The sequence below is a fragment of the Psychromonas sp. genome (assembly GCF_047632955.1).
Lineage (GTDB): Bacteria > Pseudomonadota > Gammaproteobacteria > Enterobacterales > Psychromonadaceae > Psychromonas.
Genome location: NZ_JBLIED010000026.1, coordinates 1 through 17,349, shown reverse-complemented (window position 1 = coordinate 17,349; position 17,349 = coordinate 1). Strand labels below are relative to the sequence as shown.

Here is a 17,349-nt window from a genome sequence, read left to right as displayed (position 1 = left end):
TTTGAACGCCAACTAGCACCAACCATGACAACAAACGCATAGCTCGTAGGGTGCATTCTATGCACCGATTTTCGCTGTCCGCGGTGCATAGAATGCACCCTACCGATAACACCATATCAAATTCATACCAACACCCGCCCTATAACCTTGCGCTTCAAACGGAAATTTAACTCAGGGTTATCGCCTCTTTTTGTGGATTGAACTTATTCATTACCTTAGCACCAAGCATGTGTATCTCATGGTGAATGAGTAACAGTGATGGAATAAGCACCAGGGTTATCAAGGTGGCAAACAAAATGCCATAACCCAGAGCAGCCGCTGCCGGAATCAAAAATTGCGCCTGCACGGATGTTTCACTGAGCAGTGGAGCAAGGCCTGCAAAAGTGGTAAAGGAGGTTAACAGTACCGCTCTTAGTCGGCTGGTACAGGCTGTATATATAGCGTCTTTCACCGCCATGTTTTGTTCTTTTCTCAGCTCGTTATAACGGGACACCAATAACAGACTGTCATTAACTACCACTCCGCTCAGCGCCAACACACCGTTTAAAGAAAGAATACTGATGGTCAGATCATTAAACACATGCCCTAAAATAGCCCCCACGATACCAAAGGGGATAGCCATCATAATAAGCAGCGGCTGGGTATAAGATTTTAACGGGATTGCCAGCAATACATAGATAGCAATAAGCGCTATTAAAAACATATTGCTCATGGAGCTGGTCGTCTCAGCCTGATGCTCGGCTTCCCCGGCGAAATCAATCTGCAGGTTTGAATACTTTGCCATTAGTTCAGGGACAAGCTGCGCTTGGATCTGCGCCACTAACTCATTCGAGGCGATCACCTCTTTATCAACACTGGCGGTCAGATAAACCGCTCTTAAATTATCAATACGGGTGATTTCTGACGTCTGATACTCGCTATACACTTTAGCCACACTGCTTAAGGGCAACACAGTGCCATCTGAGGCTCTGATCTGCGCATCCATAATATCAGCAAGTGTTTGCCGTTGTACCTGCGGATAGCGTACATTAACATCAACTTCATTGCTGTCTCTTTGAAAGCTCTGCACCGTGGAACCACCAAATGCGCGCAGGATTTGTGTCGCCAAGCTCGCGGTATCAATGCCCATTGAGCGCCCCTGCTCGGTCAATTCAAAGCGATACTGTGGCTCTCCCGGACTCATGTTATCATCAATGCCACTCACTCCATCGATGCTCTGCAGCTTAGCTTTCATCGCCTTACCCGCCGCGAAGACAGTTTCGCTATCCCAGGCTTTTATCTCCACTTTAAAGGTATCACCCATGGATTTCTTGGATTCGATACTTAACTTTTTAACGCCTTCAGGATTACCTGCTAAGCGCTTCCACTCTTTGATAAGTTCAGTTGATTTGTACACACCGTCGCTATCAAGTTCAATCATGATATTGCCGCTATCGTCACCTTCCGCCGTAACCTGCAGGTTTAAAATTTCACTCTCTTGTTTCCCGTACTTAGCCATCAGATTGGCATCCGCCTCAAGCGCGGTACTTTCAAGCCACAGCAAGCTGCTTTTGGTCTGCCCGAAACTGGCATCATCGTACATAGAGATTTCACCGCGTACCGTGTCCCCGGCAATGTCCGGGAAAAACGAGACTCTAACCTTACCGGTCAGCGGCAGTCCAACCACGAACACAAAGACAGATAAAAACAAAATCAACACGGCATAACGGTATTCCATCGCTATCCCGATCACTTTTGCATAAATCTTGCGGCTAAACCATTGCAAGCCAGAATCAGCACCGTGCTGAATGTGCGACCAGATACCTTTCCCAGACTCTCGGTGGGTATTAAGATGGGCAAGGTGAGAAGGCAGAATAAGCTTTGACTCAATAACCGAAAGCAGCAGACAGATCATCACAACGGTACCGAATTGCGAATAGATCTCCCCCATCCGCCCTTCCACATTGGAAATGGCAAGAAAAGCAACCACGGTGGTCAATACACCAAAAATAGTCGGTACCGCCACTTTTAATGTGCCGCGCACGGTACTGCTGATGGTGTCGCCCTCTTCCTTGCGGGTTGAATAAATACTCTCGCCGACGACGACGGCATCATCGACCACTATCCCCAGCGCCATAATAAAACCAAAGGTGGTCATCTCATTAATGGTTAAACCGGCATAGCTGTCGGTCATAAAATAAAGGGTGCCGAAAAACACAAAGGGCAAACCGGCCGCAACCCAAAAAGCGACCCTTAAATTCAAAAAAATTGCCAAAATAATAAAAACCAGCGCGATCCCTGACAATGCATTTTTCATTAACAGGCTAAGCCTGTCTTTAATCAGGGTACTGGAGTCATACCAGGTCGTGAGCTTGACGTTTTCGGGCAGATAATTGCTGGCATTCCAGTTATCAACAACTTCATTCGCCTGCTCGACGATTTTGGTAATATCGCCGTATTCGTCCATTACAATCTCAATGCCCATGCCGCTTTGCTGATTAAAACGCGAAAAATTAAAGGTATCCTCGGCAAAGGTGTCTTGTACGTTGGCAATATCACCCAGATAGATATTGGTGCCATCGGCTAAGGTCAGCAGACGGATATGCGCAAACGCCTGCTGCTGATAAGCCTGTTGCGAGACTTTCAGACGCACCGCTTTTTCACCGTTGCGCAAACTGGACGTTATGGAACTGGCAGATTCTGCATTAATCGCATCGGAGACATCGGATAAGGTCAGTCCATAGGCCTGCAGCTTAGCTTCATTAAGTTCGACGGAAATCATGGGATCCGCTTTTGCTGTGATCGAAAGATCGCGAATAGCGGGTTTAGTGAGCAAGTCTGATTTCAGCTTTTCTGCCAGATTTTGAAAAGTGGCTCTATCGGCATCGCCATAAAGCTGTACCCAAATCGCATGATCTGCTCTCGTAGCCTGTTCAATGACCGGATTGTCCGCTTCAGAGGGAAAATCATTGATGGCATCGACTTTAGTTTTAATATCACTGAAAAGTGTCTCTAATGGGTAGTCACTGTTTTTTTCGACCACCACCGTACTGCCACTGGCGTTCGAGGTCGAGGTGATAGCGTCGATACCGGCAACACTTTCCAATGCTTCCTCTATTTTTATGGCTATCCCCTCTTCAGCCTGATCAGGATCACCACTGTCATAACTGACCGAGATGGTCACTCTGTCGGGAGCGAGACTGGGGAAACCTTCTTTACGAAGCTCATTAAGCGACATCACCCCTAACACTATAATGGTAACTAAGAGCAGATTGGCGGTCACAGAGTTGCGCGCAAACCAGCCGATAATACCTTCATTGAAATCTGCTTTTGAATGAGTCATTAGCCTTCCACCTTAGGTTTAACGAGCATACCGACAATATAATTGCTTAACGGCCTTTTAATTATTTTAGCGGAGTCCAGCGCGGCAATTGGCGTGACATAAACCAAACCGTCTTTTTCAAACACCTTGTTTGCCGCTACTTTATTTAACTGATTATCTTCACTTATAAACCACAGGTCACCCTGCTGAGAGATAGCCGATGCCGGTAGTTCCCAGGTATTATCAAGTAAAGACCCTTCAATATGCGCCTGCACAAAAGTGCCGGGAAATAATCCCACGTCCGAATCAAAGGGATGATCAACAGCTACAATCAGAGAGCGTTGACGGGAGGTCAAATCGACGTTCAGCTCAATACGCGTGACATAACCCTGCCAACTTTTATCACTGTCTGTGCTGTACAGCATTACCGGCCATTTTTGGGCATTTTTTTGGGACAATTCTTTATTGCTCAGTTGCGGCAAATTCGCCCACTGCTGAGCTGAAAGCGGGATATTAATTTCGACCCGGTCAATACTATAAAGCTCGGCAATGGTGCTACCGGCCTGCAGATAACTGCCCGGCTGAATACTTCGCTCAACAATAAGTGCATCAAAAGGCGCTTTGATAACGGTTTTATCAAGATCCTGTTGCGCTTTTTTGAGGCTATATTGCGCATTTTCAAAGGCCGCTTTTTCGGCTGCCAGTTGTGGCTGACGTAAAACCAGTAACGAGTTAGGCTCACCACTCAACCCGGAACGCTGCCATTCTAAACGCGCCTGTGCACCGGTTCGTTGCTCTTCAAGCAAGTCCAGCTGTGCCTGAGCCAGGTCAGATTTAGCCTGCGCCAGCGCCTGCTGATATGAGGTGTTTTCAAGTTTGGCCAGAATATCACCTTTTTTTACAATGTTACCCGTCTCGAAAATCGACATTAATGCAGCAACCCGCCCGCTCACTTCCGATACATAGGTAATATCGTAACGTGGTACGGCTTCGCCATAGCCTTTCACTAATGCTTGATACTGATCAGCTTGAACTTCCAGTACCACCACACTGGGGGCTTGAGCAGTGCGGATTGCAGCTTTCATCTCTGCTGTTATTTTTTCGCTGGGTATGTCTGCATTGGCCTGCATCTGCACTGCATTATAGGTAACGGCTCCTGCTAAACAGGCAACTGACCCCAGTGTTAATAGGATGGCAAGCGAGGGTTTAAATTTCATAGTGATACTCCAAGGCCTAACGCAAGACCTAAATCAATGCGGTTTGTCAAACGGTTATATTTAACTTGAATAAGCTCGGCTTCAACATCAAAGCTGGTAGTTTGTACGGAAATAAGATCCGCGATATCGACTAACCCTTCGCGAAATTTTGCCTGATAATTGACAAAACTGCGCAGTGCGCTGCTAAGGGCATCCGTTAAATGTTGCTGCTGCAGGGCTAAAGACTTTTCCTGTCCCAGGGCATTTTCAACTTCATTGACCGCAGTTAATAAGGTCTCTTGATAAATCCAATAAGCATTTTCGGCGGTCAATTGTGCAATTTCGGCCTGGGATCGTAGATAACCGCCATCAAAAAGCGGTGCGGATAACTGCCCCAGAATACTCCACAGCGGACTGGTTAATAAATCGGCACTGCTCGAGCTGGTTAGCGCGACTTCTAAACTAATGGAAGGAAGCAACGCCTTATAGGCCGCTTTGGTTCTGAACCCTTCAGCTTCTAAATTAAAAAATGCACTTTGCAGATCCGGTCGGCGAGATAAGTCTTGGTTGGGTAATGACACAAGCGGCGTTAATACTTGCGGGAATTGATCGCTAACAGAAAAGCTTTGTTCACTGCCGAGCTGCCCGAGCAATAGAGTCAAACTGCGCTTATTTTGCGCCAGCGTCTCAGTATATTCCGCCAGTGTTGAACGTGTCGACGCACTGTCCGCCTTAGCCGTATCGAGATCTTCTAACTCCCCCAGTCCGGAACGATATTTTTCCAGAATCAGGCTTTCATTATTTTCCAGAACGGCCAAACGCTTAACTTCAATATCAAGGAGCTGCTTATCCAGACTGATTTGCAGCCAGGCGCGCATAATATTAGCGGCTAAGGTGTCTTTGGTACTTTGCAGGCTTGCAATATTGCTGGCGATATCTTTATTCGCGGCGCTTGTACTGTTACCAATGGCATTCCACAGATCCAGCTCCCAACTCACGGTTAAGTCCGCATCATAGGAAGCATTCGAACTTTCCTCTTTGTCACCGCTTAAATTGGCTGTTAACTCAGGAATGCTGTCACTGTTAGTGGCTATGCTATCGGCATAAGCAATCTTCAAGGCCATTACTGTCTGCTGCAAACTAGGATTAGTTGCCATTGATTGTTCAATAAGCAGATTTAACGCCGGAATATTCATCAGATCAGTAAGCTCGACAACTTCAACCGCCTCAACCTGTTCACTCTTCCAGCTAATCTGCTGTTCAAGGGATTTTTTTGCAAGCGCTTGAAAATTTTTATCCGATGATGAACTGCATCCTATTAAGCCGAATATGGCTAAAGCAAGCAAGTTACGTCGATATGGAACCATCTTCTTCCTCCTAGTTTATATCCAGGGAGAATAAAAGAGAGGAGGTTAAGGCAGGGTTAAGAATGGCTTAAATTAGCTAAATATAGGTCCATAAAATGCTATACAACGAAAAATAAAAGCTTATTTGCTATGACCAGACAGCCGTTAAGTTAGGATTTACTGCAAGTGTAAACGGACAGTCACCTTACACAGGGGCAACTGCCTGATTAATAAGCGCTTAGATTAAGATTTAATAATAGAAATCAAGGCCTCGGCAAGGGTTCTTATTTGCGATGTCTGCAACCCTGCGACGTTGATTCTGCCATTTGCAGTCCCATAGATAGCAAACTCTTCGCGCAAAATAACCATTTGCTCCGCTGTTAATGGAAGCAGAGAGAACATGCCTTTCTGTTGAGATATTATCTGCACAGAAAGCGGCGCATTGAGCTCTCTAAAAACAGCGCCTAATGACTGGCGAACATTAACGATACGATTCCGGCACGTAGATAATTCATCAAACCAGGCTTTTTTGTCATCAAATAAAAGCGATGCAATGGCAGCACCGTGCTCAGGAGGCATTGAATAGTTGGCTCTGGTAATACGCTCTAATACGGTACGGATATTCTCCAGCTGCTGCGTATTGTCAGTAACGACCATCGCCGCCCCGGTACGTTCACAATAAAGACCCATATTTTTTGAACAACTTGCAGCAACCAACACCAAATCGAGCTGATTTATAAATAATCTCAGCCCGGCAGCATCATCTTCCGGATTATCACCAAATCCCTGATATGCCATGTCGATAAAAGGGATAACAGCGCTGCGTTTACAATAGTCAGCTAATGCTTGCCATTGTTTCAATGTCGGATCGATTCCGGTGGGGTTATGACAACAGCCATGAAGAAGAATAATATCACCGGCCTTAGCCTTTGAAAGATCAGTAAAGCAGGCATCGAGATCAAGTTCTCCGTGTTTTTGCTGCCAACGAAATTTTTCAACTTTTAATCCGGCCGCTTCCATAATCGGGCGGTGATTAATGTAACCCGGATCGGTATTCCAGATAACCGCATTGGGGGAAAGATAAGTGATAAAATCCGCCAATACCCGCAGAGCCCCTGAGCCGCCGACCGTTTGAATCGTACACTGAGTATCGATTTTTTTACTATCACCCAGTAGAAATTGCGCAATTTGAGCATTAAATTTAGTGTTGCCGGAGAGCTGTTTATAGGCTTTGGATTCGGCTTTATCGACCAGGCGTTGTTCTGCATCCTGTACTACCTGCATAACCGGCGTCTTACCTGATTCATCCCGATATACACCAACCAGCAAATCAATTTTGTTTTCCCGCTGGTCGGCATGAAATTTATTTAGCAGCCCCCAGAGAGGATCCGCTTCAAGTTGCGGTAAATTTTTAAGCATGTTTTCATTTCCTTATAGAAGATATTGTTAACAACGATTTGAGAGAATAATGCCAAAGGTTATAAGAGCAATTCCAAACAGAGTAGGCATCGATAATAACTCATTAAAGACAGGAACGGCTAATAAAGCAGTTAATCCTGGTGACAGTGCGCAATCGTTGAAGCTTGTATCGAACTAAGCTGATTAACCGCATAGGAGTATCCGATGGTCGCTACCACGCCGACGCCTACTCCTTGAATCAGGATAAATGGAAGCGCCTGTTGAAAAGAAAAAGTGCCAAAATTAGTGGTTACTGAGTCGCTCATGATCAGCACAATAATAATCACAAAAGAGCAGAACGACAAAATAATAGCGATGCTTATCGAATCTAAACCTGCGTGCCTGAGCCCCATGGTATAACCTGCCCATACTAAGCCTCCTTCGATCAAAAATAAAACCCCCTGCACTATTTCTTTTGATAGCATAGTCGATTGACCGACGACCATCACCAGTACCCCCACCAACATGACAAACAGTGCGAAACCACGTTTTTTTGAGATTAACTGACCGTCAAAAAACCAAGCTAAGAACGCCACAAAAAAGGCCGGAGTGCCCGCTAATATAGTCCCCATATAAGCAGTCGGCACTGTTGTCGCGCCGGCAGCGGCAAACAATAAAATTGCACAGGCTAAAAAGTGTTAAAGATATCCATACGCATTTTTCCGTAAGACAAATAAAAGCGAAAAGCGCATTACCTATCTTTAAATGATTAACGAAACGACAGTCTCTCGTATTATTATTTACATCAGGTACAATGTGGCCGCTATATTGTGGAGTTTTACATGTCTAATTATCAAAATCGCTTTGGCGGTATACAACGCTTATACGGCACCCAAGCACTTAATAAATTTCAACAAAGCCATATTTGCGTGATCGGAATTGGTGGTGTGGGCTCATGGGTTGCGGAGGCGCTGGCACGCTCCGGTATTGGCCAAATTACGTTGATTGATATGGATGATATCTGCGTCACTAATACCAATCGTCAGGTACATGCATTAGCAGACACCATAGGTGAGATGAAAATCGAAGCCATGGCAAAGCGTTGCCGTTTGATAAATCCGGACATTAAAATGAATTTAATCGATGATTTTATTGATAAGGAAAATTGCTTTGAATATTTATCAGACGAATTTGATTATGTGTTTGATGCGATCGACAGTATCAAAGCCAAAGTGGCCTTAATTGCACACTGTAAACGTAATAAATACCCGCTACTTACCTGCGGAGGTGCGGGCGGTCAGTTAGATCCAACGCAAATTCAAGTGGCTGATTTAGCACGTACCGTTCAGGATCCTCTGGCTGCTAAAGTGCGTTCGGAATTACGCCGATTTTTTAACTTCACTAAAAACCCGAAGCGCAAGTTTAGAGTGGATTGTGTGTTTTCCACCGAGCAGTTAAGTTACCCTAATCAGCAGGGTGAAGTGTGTCAGCAGAAATCCGAAGCAGATGGCAATATGAAGATGGATTGTGCAAGCGGATTTGGCGCATCAACCATGGTCACCGCCAGTTTCGGCTTTGTGGGCAGCGCATATATGCTCAAAAAAATAGCCCAGAAAGTGTGATAAAAAAGCTTGTAGCTGTCAGCAGTCAGCTATCAGCTATCAGCTTCGAGCCCTGCCGGGTTAATGCTGTTAAGCAACAACTGCAGTTTATTCCAATATTTAATATGCACCTGCTCTGTTATCAACTGGGGCTCGGCAGCAAAAGTGCGCTTCGAAACAAAATTTGCTCCTTCTAATACCGATTGATACTCATCCCTGAGCCTTTTAACCCTGTCTTGTAATGCTAAATATCTTAACCACACCCTTTGATAATCTTTATAGGTTTCAAAGGTCCACAAGCCGGTGATAATAGCGCAGAGAACCACTATCACGTTTGCCCAAAGCAGCTCCAAATAGTAAAACTTCAAACCAACAAAGATAGTGGACGCCACAGACAATACAATTAAAACCCCCTGCAGAGAAAGCGCTCTGTAACGGCTCTTATCCGCTTTTTCTTGATATCTTTTGATGATCAGAATAAAGGCACTCTGTAGTTGACTTTTAAGCGCTGCACTTTGATCCACGGCAGACAAAATTGTAGTGTGCGCAGGCAATATAACCTTGAGTAATGCAGGTTCAATCATAAGCTTAATTCCGCCTAAAATTGTACGCGAGAATCAGAAGCTATTGCTACCGACTAGCACATACCGGATGTGATAAACCACTTTACACTCGCAGAGTCGCCCTCGATTTCAATACAGGCAACCGCGGCATTTTGAAATTTAAGCGCAGGTTTATTTTGCTCACCGCCGATAAGCTCGGTGACCACATTGGCAATATTAGGTAAGTGTCCGACATACATAACCGCATCTTCCGTGAGTTGGTTTATGAGCAGAGCGGGATTGTCATTTGGATTGAGAGTATTAATTTCAGCGATATTATTAACAGCCAGAGTTTCAGAAAATAGCCTGGCAGTTTGCTGCGCACGAAATTTACCGCTGTGGTAAATTTTATTAATCACAACATGATGATCTTTTAAATAAGCAGCAACCCGGCACACTTGATCAATGCCAATCTCTGACAAAGATCTTGTTGGGTCAACATCTTGCGGGTGTGCGCTACCGTGTTGGACGAAATAAAGCGTTTTCATTTTATCACCCCTATTTATAATCAACTTAGCAATGAGTCCATCTTCAGGCGCGGTGGTTATTTGTACCCATCGGCCAATTTGCCGACAGATACAAAAGTTAGCACTAAGTCTGTGATAGATCCAGCAACTCACGTAAAGCAACCTGACACATACTAAATTCGGGGCTGCTAACCGCCAATAATGCATCTGCCATACGCTGCCAGCGATCAAAAAGCATATGATTTGAGGTGTGCCAGTCAACATAGGCATCGCCAATATCGGTACTTTCTTTGACCATTTCTAAGATACTTTTGGTGATCCGCATATGCTGCCATTCCAGATCATCACGCATCGCTTCTTTAGCCAGTGATTGCCAATTATTATCTGCTGGTAAAAGGCTAAGCTGCTTCGCCACATCAAATAATTTCAAATGATCACCACAGTGGAAATAAACCTGCACGGCAAGCTGAGGTTCAATTTGAACCTTTGCGGCAACTGAAATAACACCCAACATCGCATAAATTTTAGCCACACTTGCCAGAGAATGTGACAATTTTTCCGGTACATTATTGGCGCTTAATTCTGCGATTGATTTTTGTCGGTGAACAAGAGATGAGCCGGTTAAGATATTATCAAATTGTTCCGTTAGCGTACTCAGCGGCTCCTGATATTGTTTAATCAGTGAGCTGATATCAAGATCCGTACGGTGAGTGCGAAGAATCCAACGTGTGCCACGCTGCAGCATACGTTTTAATTGCAGCATCAAACCATTTTGCACTTCGACAGTAACTTGATTATCTAATGCTTCAATCTCTTCCAGCAGCGCGGTCATAGTGAAAATTTCTCTTGCCGCCACCCACGCTTTACAGACATCTAAAAATGAGCAGCCCGCGCTGGACATTAAACGATGTACAAAGGTGGTGCCCATACAGTTGAAAATATCATTACTGATTTGCGTGGCAACAATTTCATTGATCAGCGGGTGCTGATGAACTTCATTTTTATATTTATCCACCAAGGATCGAGGAAATATTTTTTCGGCCTCTTTAATCAAACAAAGATCAGCTGCAACATGCTCAGTGACCAGCGCTTCTTTCAGTTCATTTTTTGCATAGGCGAGCATCACCGCAATACAGGGGCGAGTTAAACCAAGATGGCTATTTTTACGTTCGTTAAGCAGATCATCCGTAGGAATAAATTCAAGTGCACGGTTAAGTTTGCCTTTTTCTTCTAAATTACAAATAAGACGACGGTACTCTTCAATACGTTTATAAGCTTCAACATAAGAAAGGCTGATACTCTGGGCTTGGCGATAATTATTTTTAAGCACCAGTTGGGCAACCTGATCGGTCATGGTGACCAACCAATTATTACGTTGCTTAACCGTTAAATCTCCCTCGGAGACCAGTTTATCGAGCAGGATCTTAATATTAACTTCTAAATCTGAACAGTTAACGCCTCCGGCATTATCAATGGCATCGGTGAAACATAAACCGCCATTTAATGCATATTCAATACGTGCAGATTGGGTTACGCCTAAATTGCCCCCTTCACCAAGCACACGGCAACGCAGCTGTTTAGCATCAACACGCAATACATCATTGGCTTTATCACCGACATCGGCATGACTTTGACTGCTGGCTTTTATGTAGGTGCCGATACCCCCATTCCAAATCAAGTCAACCTGGGCTTTTAATAACAGCGAGATCAATTCATTAGGTGTTATTTTATGTTGTTGAATATCAAAACGTTTGGCCATTTCAGGCGACACGGTTATTGACTTGGCGCGGCGTTCAAAAATCCCGCCTCCGGCAGAGATTAAGGCTTTATTGTAATCATTCCAACCCGTTTTCGGCGTATCAAATAAGCGTTTGCGCTCCGTAAAGCAGGCGGCCAGATCCGCAGGCTCCGGATCAATAAATATATGCAAATGGTTGAAGGCTGCCACTAAGCGAATAGATTGTGAACTTAACATACCATTGCCAAAGACATCACCCGCCATATCACCTATGCCTATTACACTGATAGGATCCTTTTGTACATTAACCCCAAGCTCACGAAAGTGACGCTGTACACTAATCCATGCACCACGCGCAGTAATACCCATTACCTTATGGTCGTAACCATGGCTACCACCCGATGCGAACGCATCATTTAGCCAGAAATTTCTTGCCACCGCGAGTTCATTGGCAAAATCAGAAAAAGTGGCGGTGCCTTTATCTGCGGCGACAACAAGATAAGGATCATCTTCATCATAGCGAACCACATCAACTGGCGGTATTACCCGGCCTTGATCTAGATTATCGCTAAGATCAAGCAGCGCGCTGACAAATAACTTGTAACTGCTAATACCCTCCTTCATAAAGCTATCTCTATCCATCGCAGGATTGAGTTTTTTAGCGACAAAACCACCTTTAGCACCGACCGGCACAATCACCGCATTTTTAACTTGCTGTGCTTTCACTAATCCTAAGACTTCAGTGCGGTAATCTTCACGACGATCAGACCAACGTAAACCACCACGGGCGACTTTACCTCCGCGTAAATGCACTCCCTCTACACGCGGTGAATAGACAAAAATTTCAACATTCAAACGCGGTAACGGAATCTCAGATAATTTAGCATGATCAAATTTAAAACTGATATAGGGTTGATTTTCCCCCTTACTTTTCTGGAAATAGTTGGTACGAATAGTGGCCATGATAAGTTCAACATACTGCCTTAATACACGGTCTTCATTGAGATTAGTCACGTCATTTAATGAGGTTAGAATTTTTTCTTCTAATTTTTGCTGTTTTTCTAAATCAATTGCGTTGCTCGGGTCAAAGCGTAACTTAAACAGTTGCACCAACTCTATCACTAGCTTGCTATGGTCTAACATTGTTTTTGCTATTGCAGATTGACTAAAACCAAAACGTATCTGTTTTAAATATTTGGCATAAGCACGCAGCATGGCAATCTCACGCCAGGTCAATCCGGTCCGCAAAATCAGTTTATTAAAAGAGTCATTTTCGGCTCTTCCGTACCAAACAGATAAAAAAGTATCGACAAAAACATCGTGGTAAGCATTCGGATTAAAATCAGTAACGCGTGAATAAATTAAGGTAAAATCATATACCCAGAACGATTTTTCTCTATTCGGGGTCACTTTGTAGGGGTACTCTTCTGCGACTTTAAGCCCCAGATTTTCTAGAATAGGGATAAGATCCGATAATAATAAAGCACCATCCTGGTGGAAAAGTTTTAATTTCAACTGGCTGCCATTAGGATCCAGAGAACGATAAAAACGTAATGCCATAGACCGTTCTTTATCTGCATAGACGGACTCGATGCGCTCAATATCGGACACTGCGACGCGGGCACTAAAACTATCTTTATAACTTGTTGAGAATGAAGACTGGTATTTTCTAATCAGTTTTATACCACGTTCCTCACCAAAATTTTCAATTAAAGATTCTTGTAAGCCATCGCTCCATAGCTTGGTTAACTGTTTCATGCGATCTTGTATGGCCTGCACTTCTAAGGGGTTTTCAAGGGGGGCTTTTAAGCGTAATACCAAACGTAACCGCGCTAAATTTGATTCGCTTAAGTAGGTTTGGAAATCGCGGTCGGTGACCTCCAGAGTACGGCAGATCAACTCTTCAAAATCAAGTCTTACCTTAGTATTATAAACATCACGGGGGACATATAAGATGGCCACCACAAATTGATTATTACCATCCATACGTAAGAACAATTTCAGCTCTTTACGCTCCTGAGCATGCAGTACTTCGGTGGCATTTTGTAATAATCCAGTTTCATCACATAACAGCAAATCTTCAATCGGGTAGGTATACAATATTTGTGACAGCTCTTTATAATAGTGTCCCCCTTGACTAAAAGCCGATTGTTTTAACATATTCGCTAATTTATCACGTATTACGGGGATCTCGGTGGGTGTGCCACTGTATACGGAAGAGGTATATAAACCGACAAAACGAAAACCGGAAATCAGCTCTCCTGCTGCATTAAAACGTTTGATATAAACAACATCAGGAAAAGCTCTGCGGTGAACCATGGCACGTTGAGAGGCTTTGCTGAAATGGATAAAGGTCATCTCATTGAGCAATGAAAACGATTCAAAATCCTGGGCTTTAGTCATAAAATCAGGGCGTTTCAATAAACCTAACTGACTCCCTTCAATGACTTTAAGCGTCCCGTTTTTAACACTGAATTGATCACAACCAAGAAAAGTAAAATGATCCTTTAACATCCATAATAAATAGGTTTGCTGTTCTTTTAAGTTCTCAACATGGGCTTTTAAATTATCCGCTTTGCTGGTTTCTATCGTCTCTTTCAGGGTGTTTTTTAATGCGTCAAAATCATTACCCACCAGAGCCACATTTTCTAATGCAATTTGAATTTTAGTGGTTATTTGATCACGTTCTTTTTTTGAACTGGTTTGATCAATTTCAAAATACAGTAACAACTCATTTAAATTTTCGTCATCGAAAGAGATTAATTTTCCGCTTTTATCCCGTCGGCTGGACATTTCTCCATAATAAACACGATGCAATTTAATATTTTGCTCATTGATAACCAATTTTAGCGTATCAATCACAAAGGGAGTATTACGGCATAATACGGTCAATACTGTGTGGGTAGATTTCCATTCATCTTGCTCAACGTCGGGATTAAAGACACGTACTTTTGCTTCGTTGCCTTTCCACTTAACCGTTTGTCGCCATAATGAAACCGTCAGACCGGACAAATCAGTTAATGAGACGGGAGTTAAATCGGTGATTGCAACGTCACGAAAAATAGTTTGAATAAACTGCTCTACGGTTTTTTGTTCTGGTTCAGAAAAATAGCTTTTTAATTGAGAAAAAATCTGACCTAAAATATCGTTTTTTTGGTTGAGTATTGATTTCATGTACACCACCTCTATTAAGTACTTATAAACATCGTAACTATAGGTTGGTGCAAACTAAAAGGCTATGCAAAAACATCAAAAAAATGAGAGGTGATAGAGAGTTACTGAATTTTTTTACAAATTTGCAACATATCAATTAAGGCAGCAAGAATGATTACCTTTTTAGTTCTTTTGATGTTTCTGAAGAAGGGGATATCTTCCGTAAATTCACAATATGTATCTATGGGATATATACTCGATAATTTAATATTTCTGTAACAAACTAATGTTTAAATTGAAATGCAAGCCCCGTTTCATGCATTATCAAATTGTATGAATTTGTCTTTTTTATATTAAATATGCATCAATAATCAATATAAAAGGAATGACAACATGGAAACTCAAGTTATGTTCAATCATCTTTTAGATGCGAACAAAGGCGCGGCTGACATGGAAATTGCAGTTGGCAAAGGTGAGTTCTTTGTCCACGCGACTCCTGCAGGTAATAGATTCAGTATCTGTACCTTTGAGCATGGTGGCCTGAATCTGCCCTGCTTTTTTGCGACAGAATCTGAGGCACTGGAAGAGCGGGATGATATTTCAGAATTATATAATCAGCAAATCATGGTCGGCGACCGGGTTGAAACTGACGTGTGGCATGGCGTAGTGTTGAAAGCCAAAAGGCATCGGCAAGGAGATTTAATTGCTTTGTACCAGGGGGATAATTTTATCGGCAGCGAAACGTGGAGGTCTTTATCGGGTCTTTAATTTTAATACATATAGCACAGAGCAACCTTTATGTGCCGTTCTGTGCTACTTACGAATCTTCTCTTTTCATACCAAAGCATTGATAAACAAGATCCTTTATTAACTCTCCCCCTCGCCCGACACAAGAGCTTCGAGGCTAGAAAGCCGCAAGGCTACCAAACCCATGGAATGAAAGCTTTATTACTTTTTTGATATTCACTGTACTCGGGGTAATGCGCGCATAAAGCTTTTTCTTCAAAACGCGCTTTTAAAGCCAGCACAACAATCAGTAATAACCATGCGCCTAATTTCCAATAACTAAACTGACAGAAAATAATGCCTAAACCGCCAAAGAAAAGAGAGCTGTACATAGGGTGGCGAATAAATTTATAAGGACCGTGAACAATCAATGTCCCGGTTTTTTTTGGATGCGGTCGAACATTAAAATTACCGGGACGGTTAGTCATTAAGGCAGACAAAGCAATAAAGACAGCAAGTAAAATGAATAATAAACCGGCAATTGAAATCTTTAAACTTACCAACGGCCAAACAATCACCACCAACAGTAAAAATTGCGCAAGCACATAACCCATAATATCCCCTCTATTTTGAAGAAATCAGAAATAACCAAGTAGCTAATTGTTGAGACAAATAAAATAATCTCTGCAAAGTCTTTTTATGCGTAAGAACGTTAGCCGTTTACCACCCTTCAGATTCTAAACCTATTACGTTAACATCACAAAAAAGTCGAGGATATGATGCGTCAGGTCACTATTAGCCGGCTCAAATAATATTACAAGCGGTTTAGAAGGCTCCGTATTACTGGAACCTCTGCGTTGATAATGTACAGATATCCTCTCGTTTTAAATTGGAAATCCGCGCTGTACAGCCCTCTATATTATTTGATCAGGGAATGATGAACTTTATTACCTAAAACACCCCCTGCAAGTAAAAATACCAAGTAAATCCAACCGGATAATGAAAGATTGGCAATGGGTGTGAATAAGGCGCCGACATTACAGCCGTTAGCAAAACGAGTACCGAAACCCATCAGTAACCCCCCTACAGCAAAAAGAGCAAATTGTTTGGCTGAGTGATTGATTTTAAATGAAAATGAAAATTTACCCATCAGCAGCACCGCAATTAATGTCCCCACTATAAGAGCAAAATTCTGCACTGAAATACTATGCTCAAAAAATGGAGTGGTAAACAAAGCGGCGGGTCGAGAAGTAAAGTCAGCAATATCATTTGCGCTCATGCCAAACACCATTAACACTTTACCAAACCAAATACCGAAGGGTGTTGATGCCCCCCACCCAGCACCCGTTGAGACCATCATAATACCGAAGATCAAAGATATCACCAGCGCCGCCGTTTTCATTTCCCAGAGATTACCAATCCATCTATGGTAGGTTTCAACACTGAATAAAGTAAAGTGTTGCTGAGGTTGTTTTTGGTGCATTTCTTGACGTGCAGTTTCACCGTCAACACCTAAGAATGAGCCTTTTTCATGACGGTAATTTTGATATTTTTTAGCGAAAAAAACCACGATCAAAGCAAAAGCGATGCTCACTAGAATTGAAATAAAATAGCCGTTCAAAGGCCCCCAGATAAACAGATCCGGCAGATATACCCCTTTCCCGGCAAAACTACTGGAAGAGAATGATGTGGTGGTGATCCATGTTTGTGTCGCCTGCAATGGAAAACCAAAAAACACCCCGGCACCAAAAAAGAATAAGGTCGTCAAAGCACGCGGAACATCGCTCACCATTTCAACCATCACGCCCGTCGCACAGCAGC

12 protein-coding genes are annotated in these 17,349 nt (G+C 43.1%); 2 read left to right on the top strand and 10 right to left on the bottom strand.

What is annotated here, in order from left to right; genetic code table 11:
- Positions 1 to 166 precede the first annotated feature (166 nt).
- The 5 genes from ACJAZP_RS14105 to ACJAZP_RS14085 all read right to left on the bottom strand — a co-directional run bounded on the left by ACJAZP_RS14105 (position 167) and on the right by ACJAZP_RS14085 (position 7,888).
- Positions 167 to 3,322 carry an efflux RND transporter permease subunit gene (locus ACJAZP_RS14105; protein WP_415231379.1) on the bottom strand — a complete coding sequence of 1,052 codons (3,156 nt, stop codon included), beginning with the start codon at positions 3,320 to 3,322 and terminating at the stop codon, positions 167 to 169.
- Positions 3,322 to 4,518 (bottom strand): efflux RND transporter periplasmic adaptor subunit, encoded by a 1,197-nt coding sequence (locus ACJAZP_RS14100; protein WP_415231378.1) that lies wholly within the window; start codon positions 4,516 to 4,518, stop codon positions 3,322 to 3,324. The genes ACJAZP_RS14105 and ACJAZP_RS14100 overlap by 1 nt, the downstream gene beginning before the upstream one ends.
- Positions 4,515 to 5,864 carry a TolC family protein gene (locus ACJAZP_RS14095; RefSeq protein ID WP_415231377.1) on the bottom strand — a complete coding sequence of 450 codons (1,350 nt, stop codon included), beginning with the start codon at positions 5,862 to 5,864 and terminating at the stop codon, positions 4,515 to 4,517. Before ACJAZP_RS14095 ends, ACJAZP_RS14100 begins: the two co-directional genes overlap by 4 nt.
- A 222-nt stretch (positions 5,865 to 6,086) precedes the next feature.
- Positions 6,087 to 7,262: an aromatic amino acid transaminase gene (locus ACJAZP_RS14090; RefSeq protein ID WP_415231376.1), complete on the bottom strand. Its 1,176-nt coding sequence runs from the start codon at positions 7,260 to 7,262 to the stop codon at positions 6,087 to 6,089.
- Positions 7,263 to 7,393: 131 nt separating this feature from the next.
- Positions 7,394 to 7,888 (bottom strand): hypothetical protein, encoded by a 495-nt coding sequence (locus ACJAZP_RS14085; protein ID WP_415231375.1) that lies wholly within the window; start codon positions 7,886 to 7,888, stop codon positions 7,394 to 7,396.
- Positions 7,889 to 8,083: 195 nt separating this feature from the next.
- Here ACJAZP_RS14085 and tcdA point away from each other — a divergent pair, with 195 nt between their 5' ends.
- Positions 8,084 to 8,863 carry a tRNA cyclic N6-threonylcarbamoyladenosine(37) synthase TcdA gene (gene tcdA, locus ACJAZP_RS14080; RefSeq protein WP_415231374.1) on the top strand — a complete coding sequence of 260 codons (780 nt, stop codon included), beginning with the start codon at positions 8,084 to 8,086 and terminating at the stop codon, positions 8,861 to 8,863.
- Between the two features lie 32 nt (positions 8,864 to 8,895).
- Here the strand turns inward: tcdA and ACJAZP_RS14075 are convergent, their stop codons facing one another.
- The 3 genes from ACJAZP_RS14075 to ACJAZP_RS14065 form a co-directional block, all read right to left on the bottom strand.
- A complete protein-coding gene (locus ACJAZP_RS14075) occupies positions 8,896 to 9,426 on the bottom strand; it encodes a DUF4231 domain-containing protein (RefSeq protein WP_415231373.1) in 531 nt (176 codons plus the stop codon).
- Between the two features lie 53 nt (positions 9,427 to 9,479).
- Positions 9,480 to 9,932, bottom strand: a complete 453-nt coding sequence (gene sixA / locus ACJAZP_RS14070) for a phosphohistidine phosphatase SixA (protein ID WP_415231372.1) — start codon at positions 9,930 to 9,932, stop codon at positions 9,480 to 9,482.
- Positions 9,933 to 10,035: 103 nt separating this feature from the next.
- Positions 10,036 to 14,823, bottom strand: coding sequence for an NAD-glutamate dehydrogenase (locus ACJAZP_RS14065; protein ID WP_415231371.1), 4,788 nt, complete (start codon positions 14,821 to 14,823; stop codon positions 10,036 to 10,038).
- Between the two features lie 372 nt (positions 14,824 to 15,195).
- On the opposite strand from ACJAZP_RS14065, the gene ACJAZP_RS14060 reads away from it, so the two are divergent.
- Positions 15,196 to 15,570 (top strand): hypothetical protein, encoded by a 375-nt coding sequence (locus ACJAZP_RS14060; protein WP_415231370.1) that lies wholly within the window; start codon positions 15,196 to 15,198, stop codon positions 15,568 to 15,570.
- 152 nt (positions 15,571 to 15,722) lie between these two features.
- Here ACJAZP_RS14060 and ACJAZP_RS14055 read toward each other — a convergent pair whose 3' ends face one another.
- The gene (locus ACJAZP_RS14055) at positions 15,723 to 16,142 is read right to left on the bottom strand and encodes a methyltransferase family protein (RefSeq protein ID WP_415231369.1); all 420 of its coding nucleotides are present in this window, start codon (positions 16,140 to 16,142) and stop codon (positions 15,723 to 15,725) included.
- A 305-nt stretch (positions 16,143 to 16,447) separates the two neighbouring features.
- A partial coding sequence (locus tag ACJAZP_RS14050) for a YeeE/YedE thiosulfate transporter family protein (protein ID WP_415231368.1) occupies positions 16,448 to 17,349 on the bottom strand: 902 nt, incomplete at its 5' end.

Bases quoted from the DNA above. Each gene is read 5' to 3' on its own strand.
- ACJAZP_RS14100 (WP_415231378.1), bottom strand. From the start codon at position 4,518: ATGAAATTTAAACCCTCGCTTGCCATCCTATTAACACTGGGGTCAGTT.
- ACJAZP_RS14095 (WP_415231377.1), bottom strand. From the start codon at position 5,864: ATGGTTCCATATCGACGTAACTTGCTTGCTTTAGCCATATTCGGCTTA.
- ACJAZP_RS14060 (WP_415231370.1), top strand. From the start codon at position 15,196: ATGGAAACTCAAGTTATGTTCAATCATCTTTTAGATGCGAACAAAGGC.
- ACJAZP_RS14105 (WP_415231379.1), bottom strand. From the start codon at position 3,322: ATGACTCATTCAAAAGCAGATTTCAATGAAGGTATTATCGGCTGGTTT.
- ACJAZP_RS14075 (WP_415231373.1), bottom strand. From the start codon at position 9,426: ATGATTGAACCTGCATTACTCAAGGTTATATTGCCTGCGCACACTACA.
- tcdA (WP_415231374.1), top strand. From the start codon at position 8,084: ATGTCTAATTATCAAAATCGCTTTGGCGGTATACAACGCTTATACGGC.
- ACJAZP_RS14055 (WP_415231369.1), bottom strand. From the start codon at position 16,142: ATGGGTTATGTGCTTGCGCAATTTTTACTGTTGGTGGTGATTGTTTGG.
- ACJAZP_RS14065 (WP_415231371.1), bottom strand. From the start codon at position 14,823: ATGAAATCAATACTCAACCAAAAAAACGATATTTTAGGTCAGATTTTT.
- ACJAZP_RS14090 (WP_415231376.1), bottom strand. From the start codon at position 7,262: ATGCTTAAAAATTTACCGCAACTTGAAGCGGATCCTCTCTGGGGGCTG.
- sixA (WP_415231372.1), bottom strand. From the start codon at position 9,932: ATGAAAACGCTTTATTTCGTCCAACACGGTAGCGCACACCCGCAAGAT.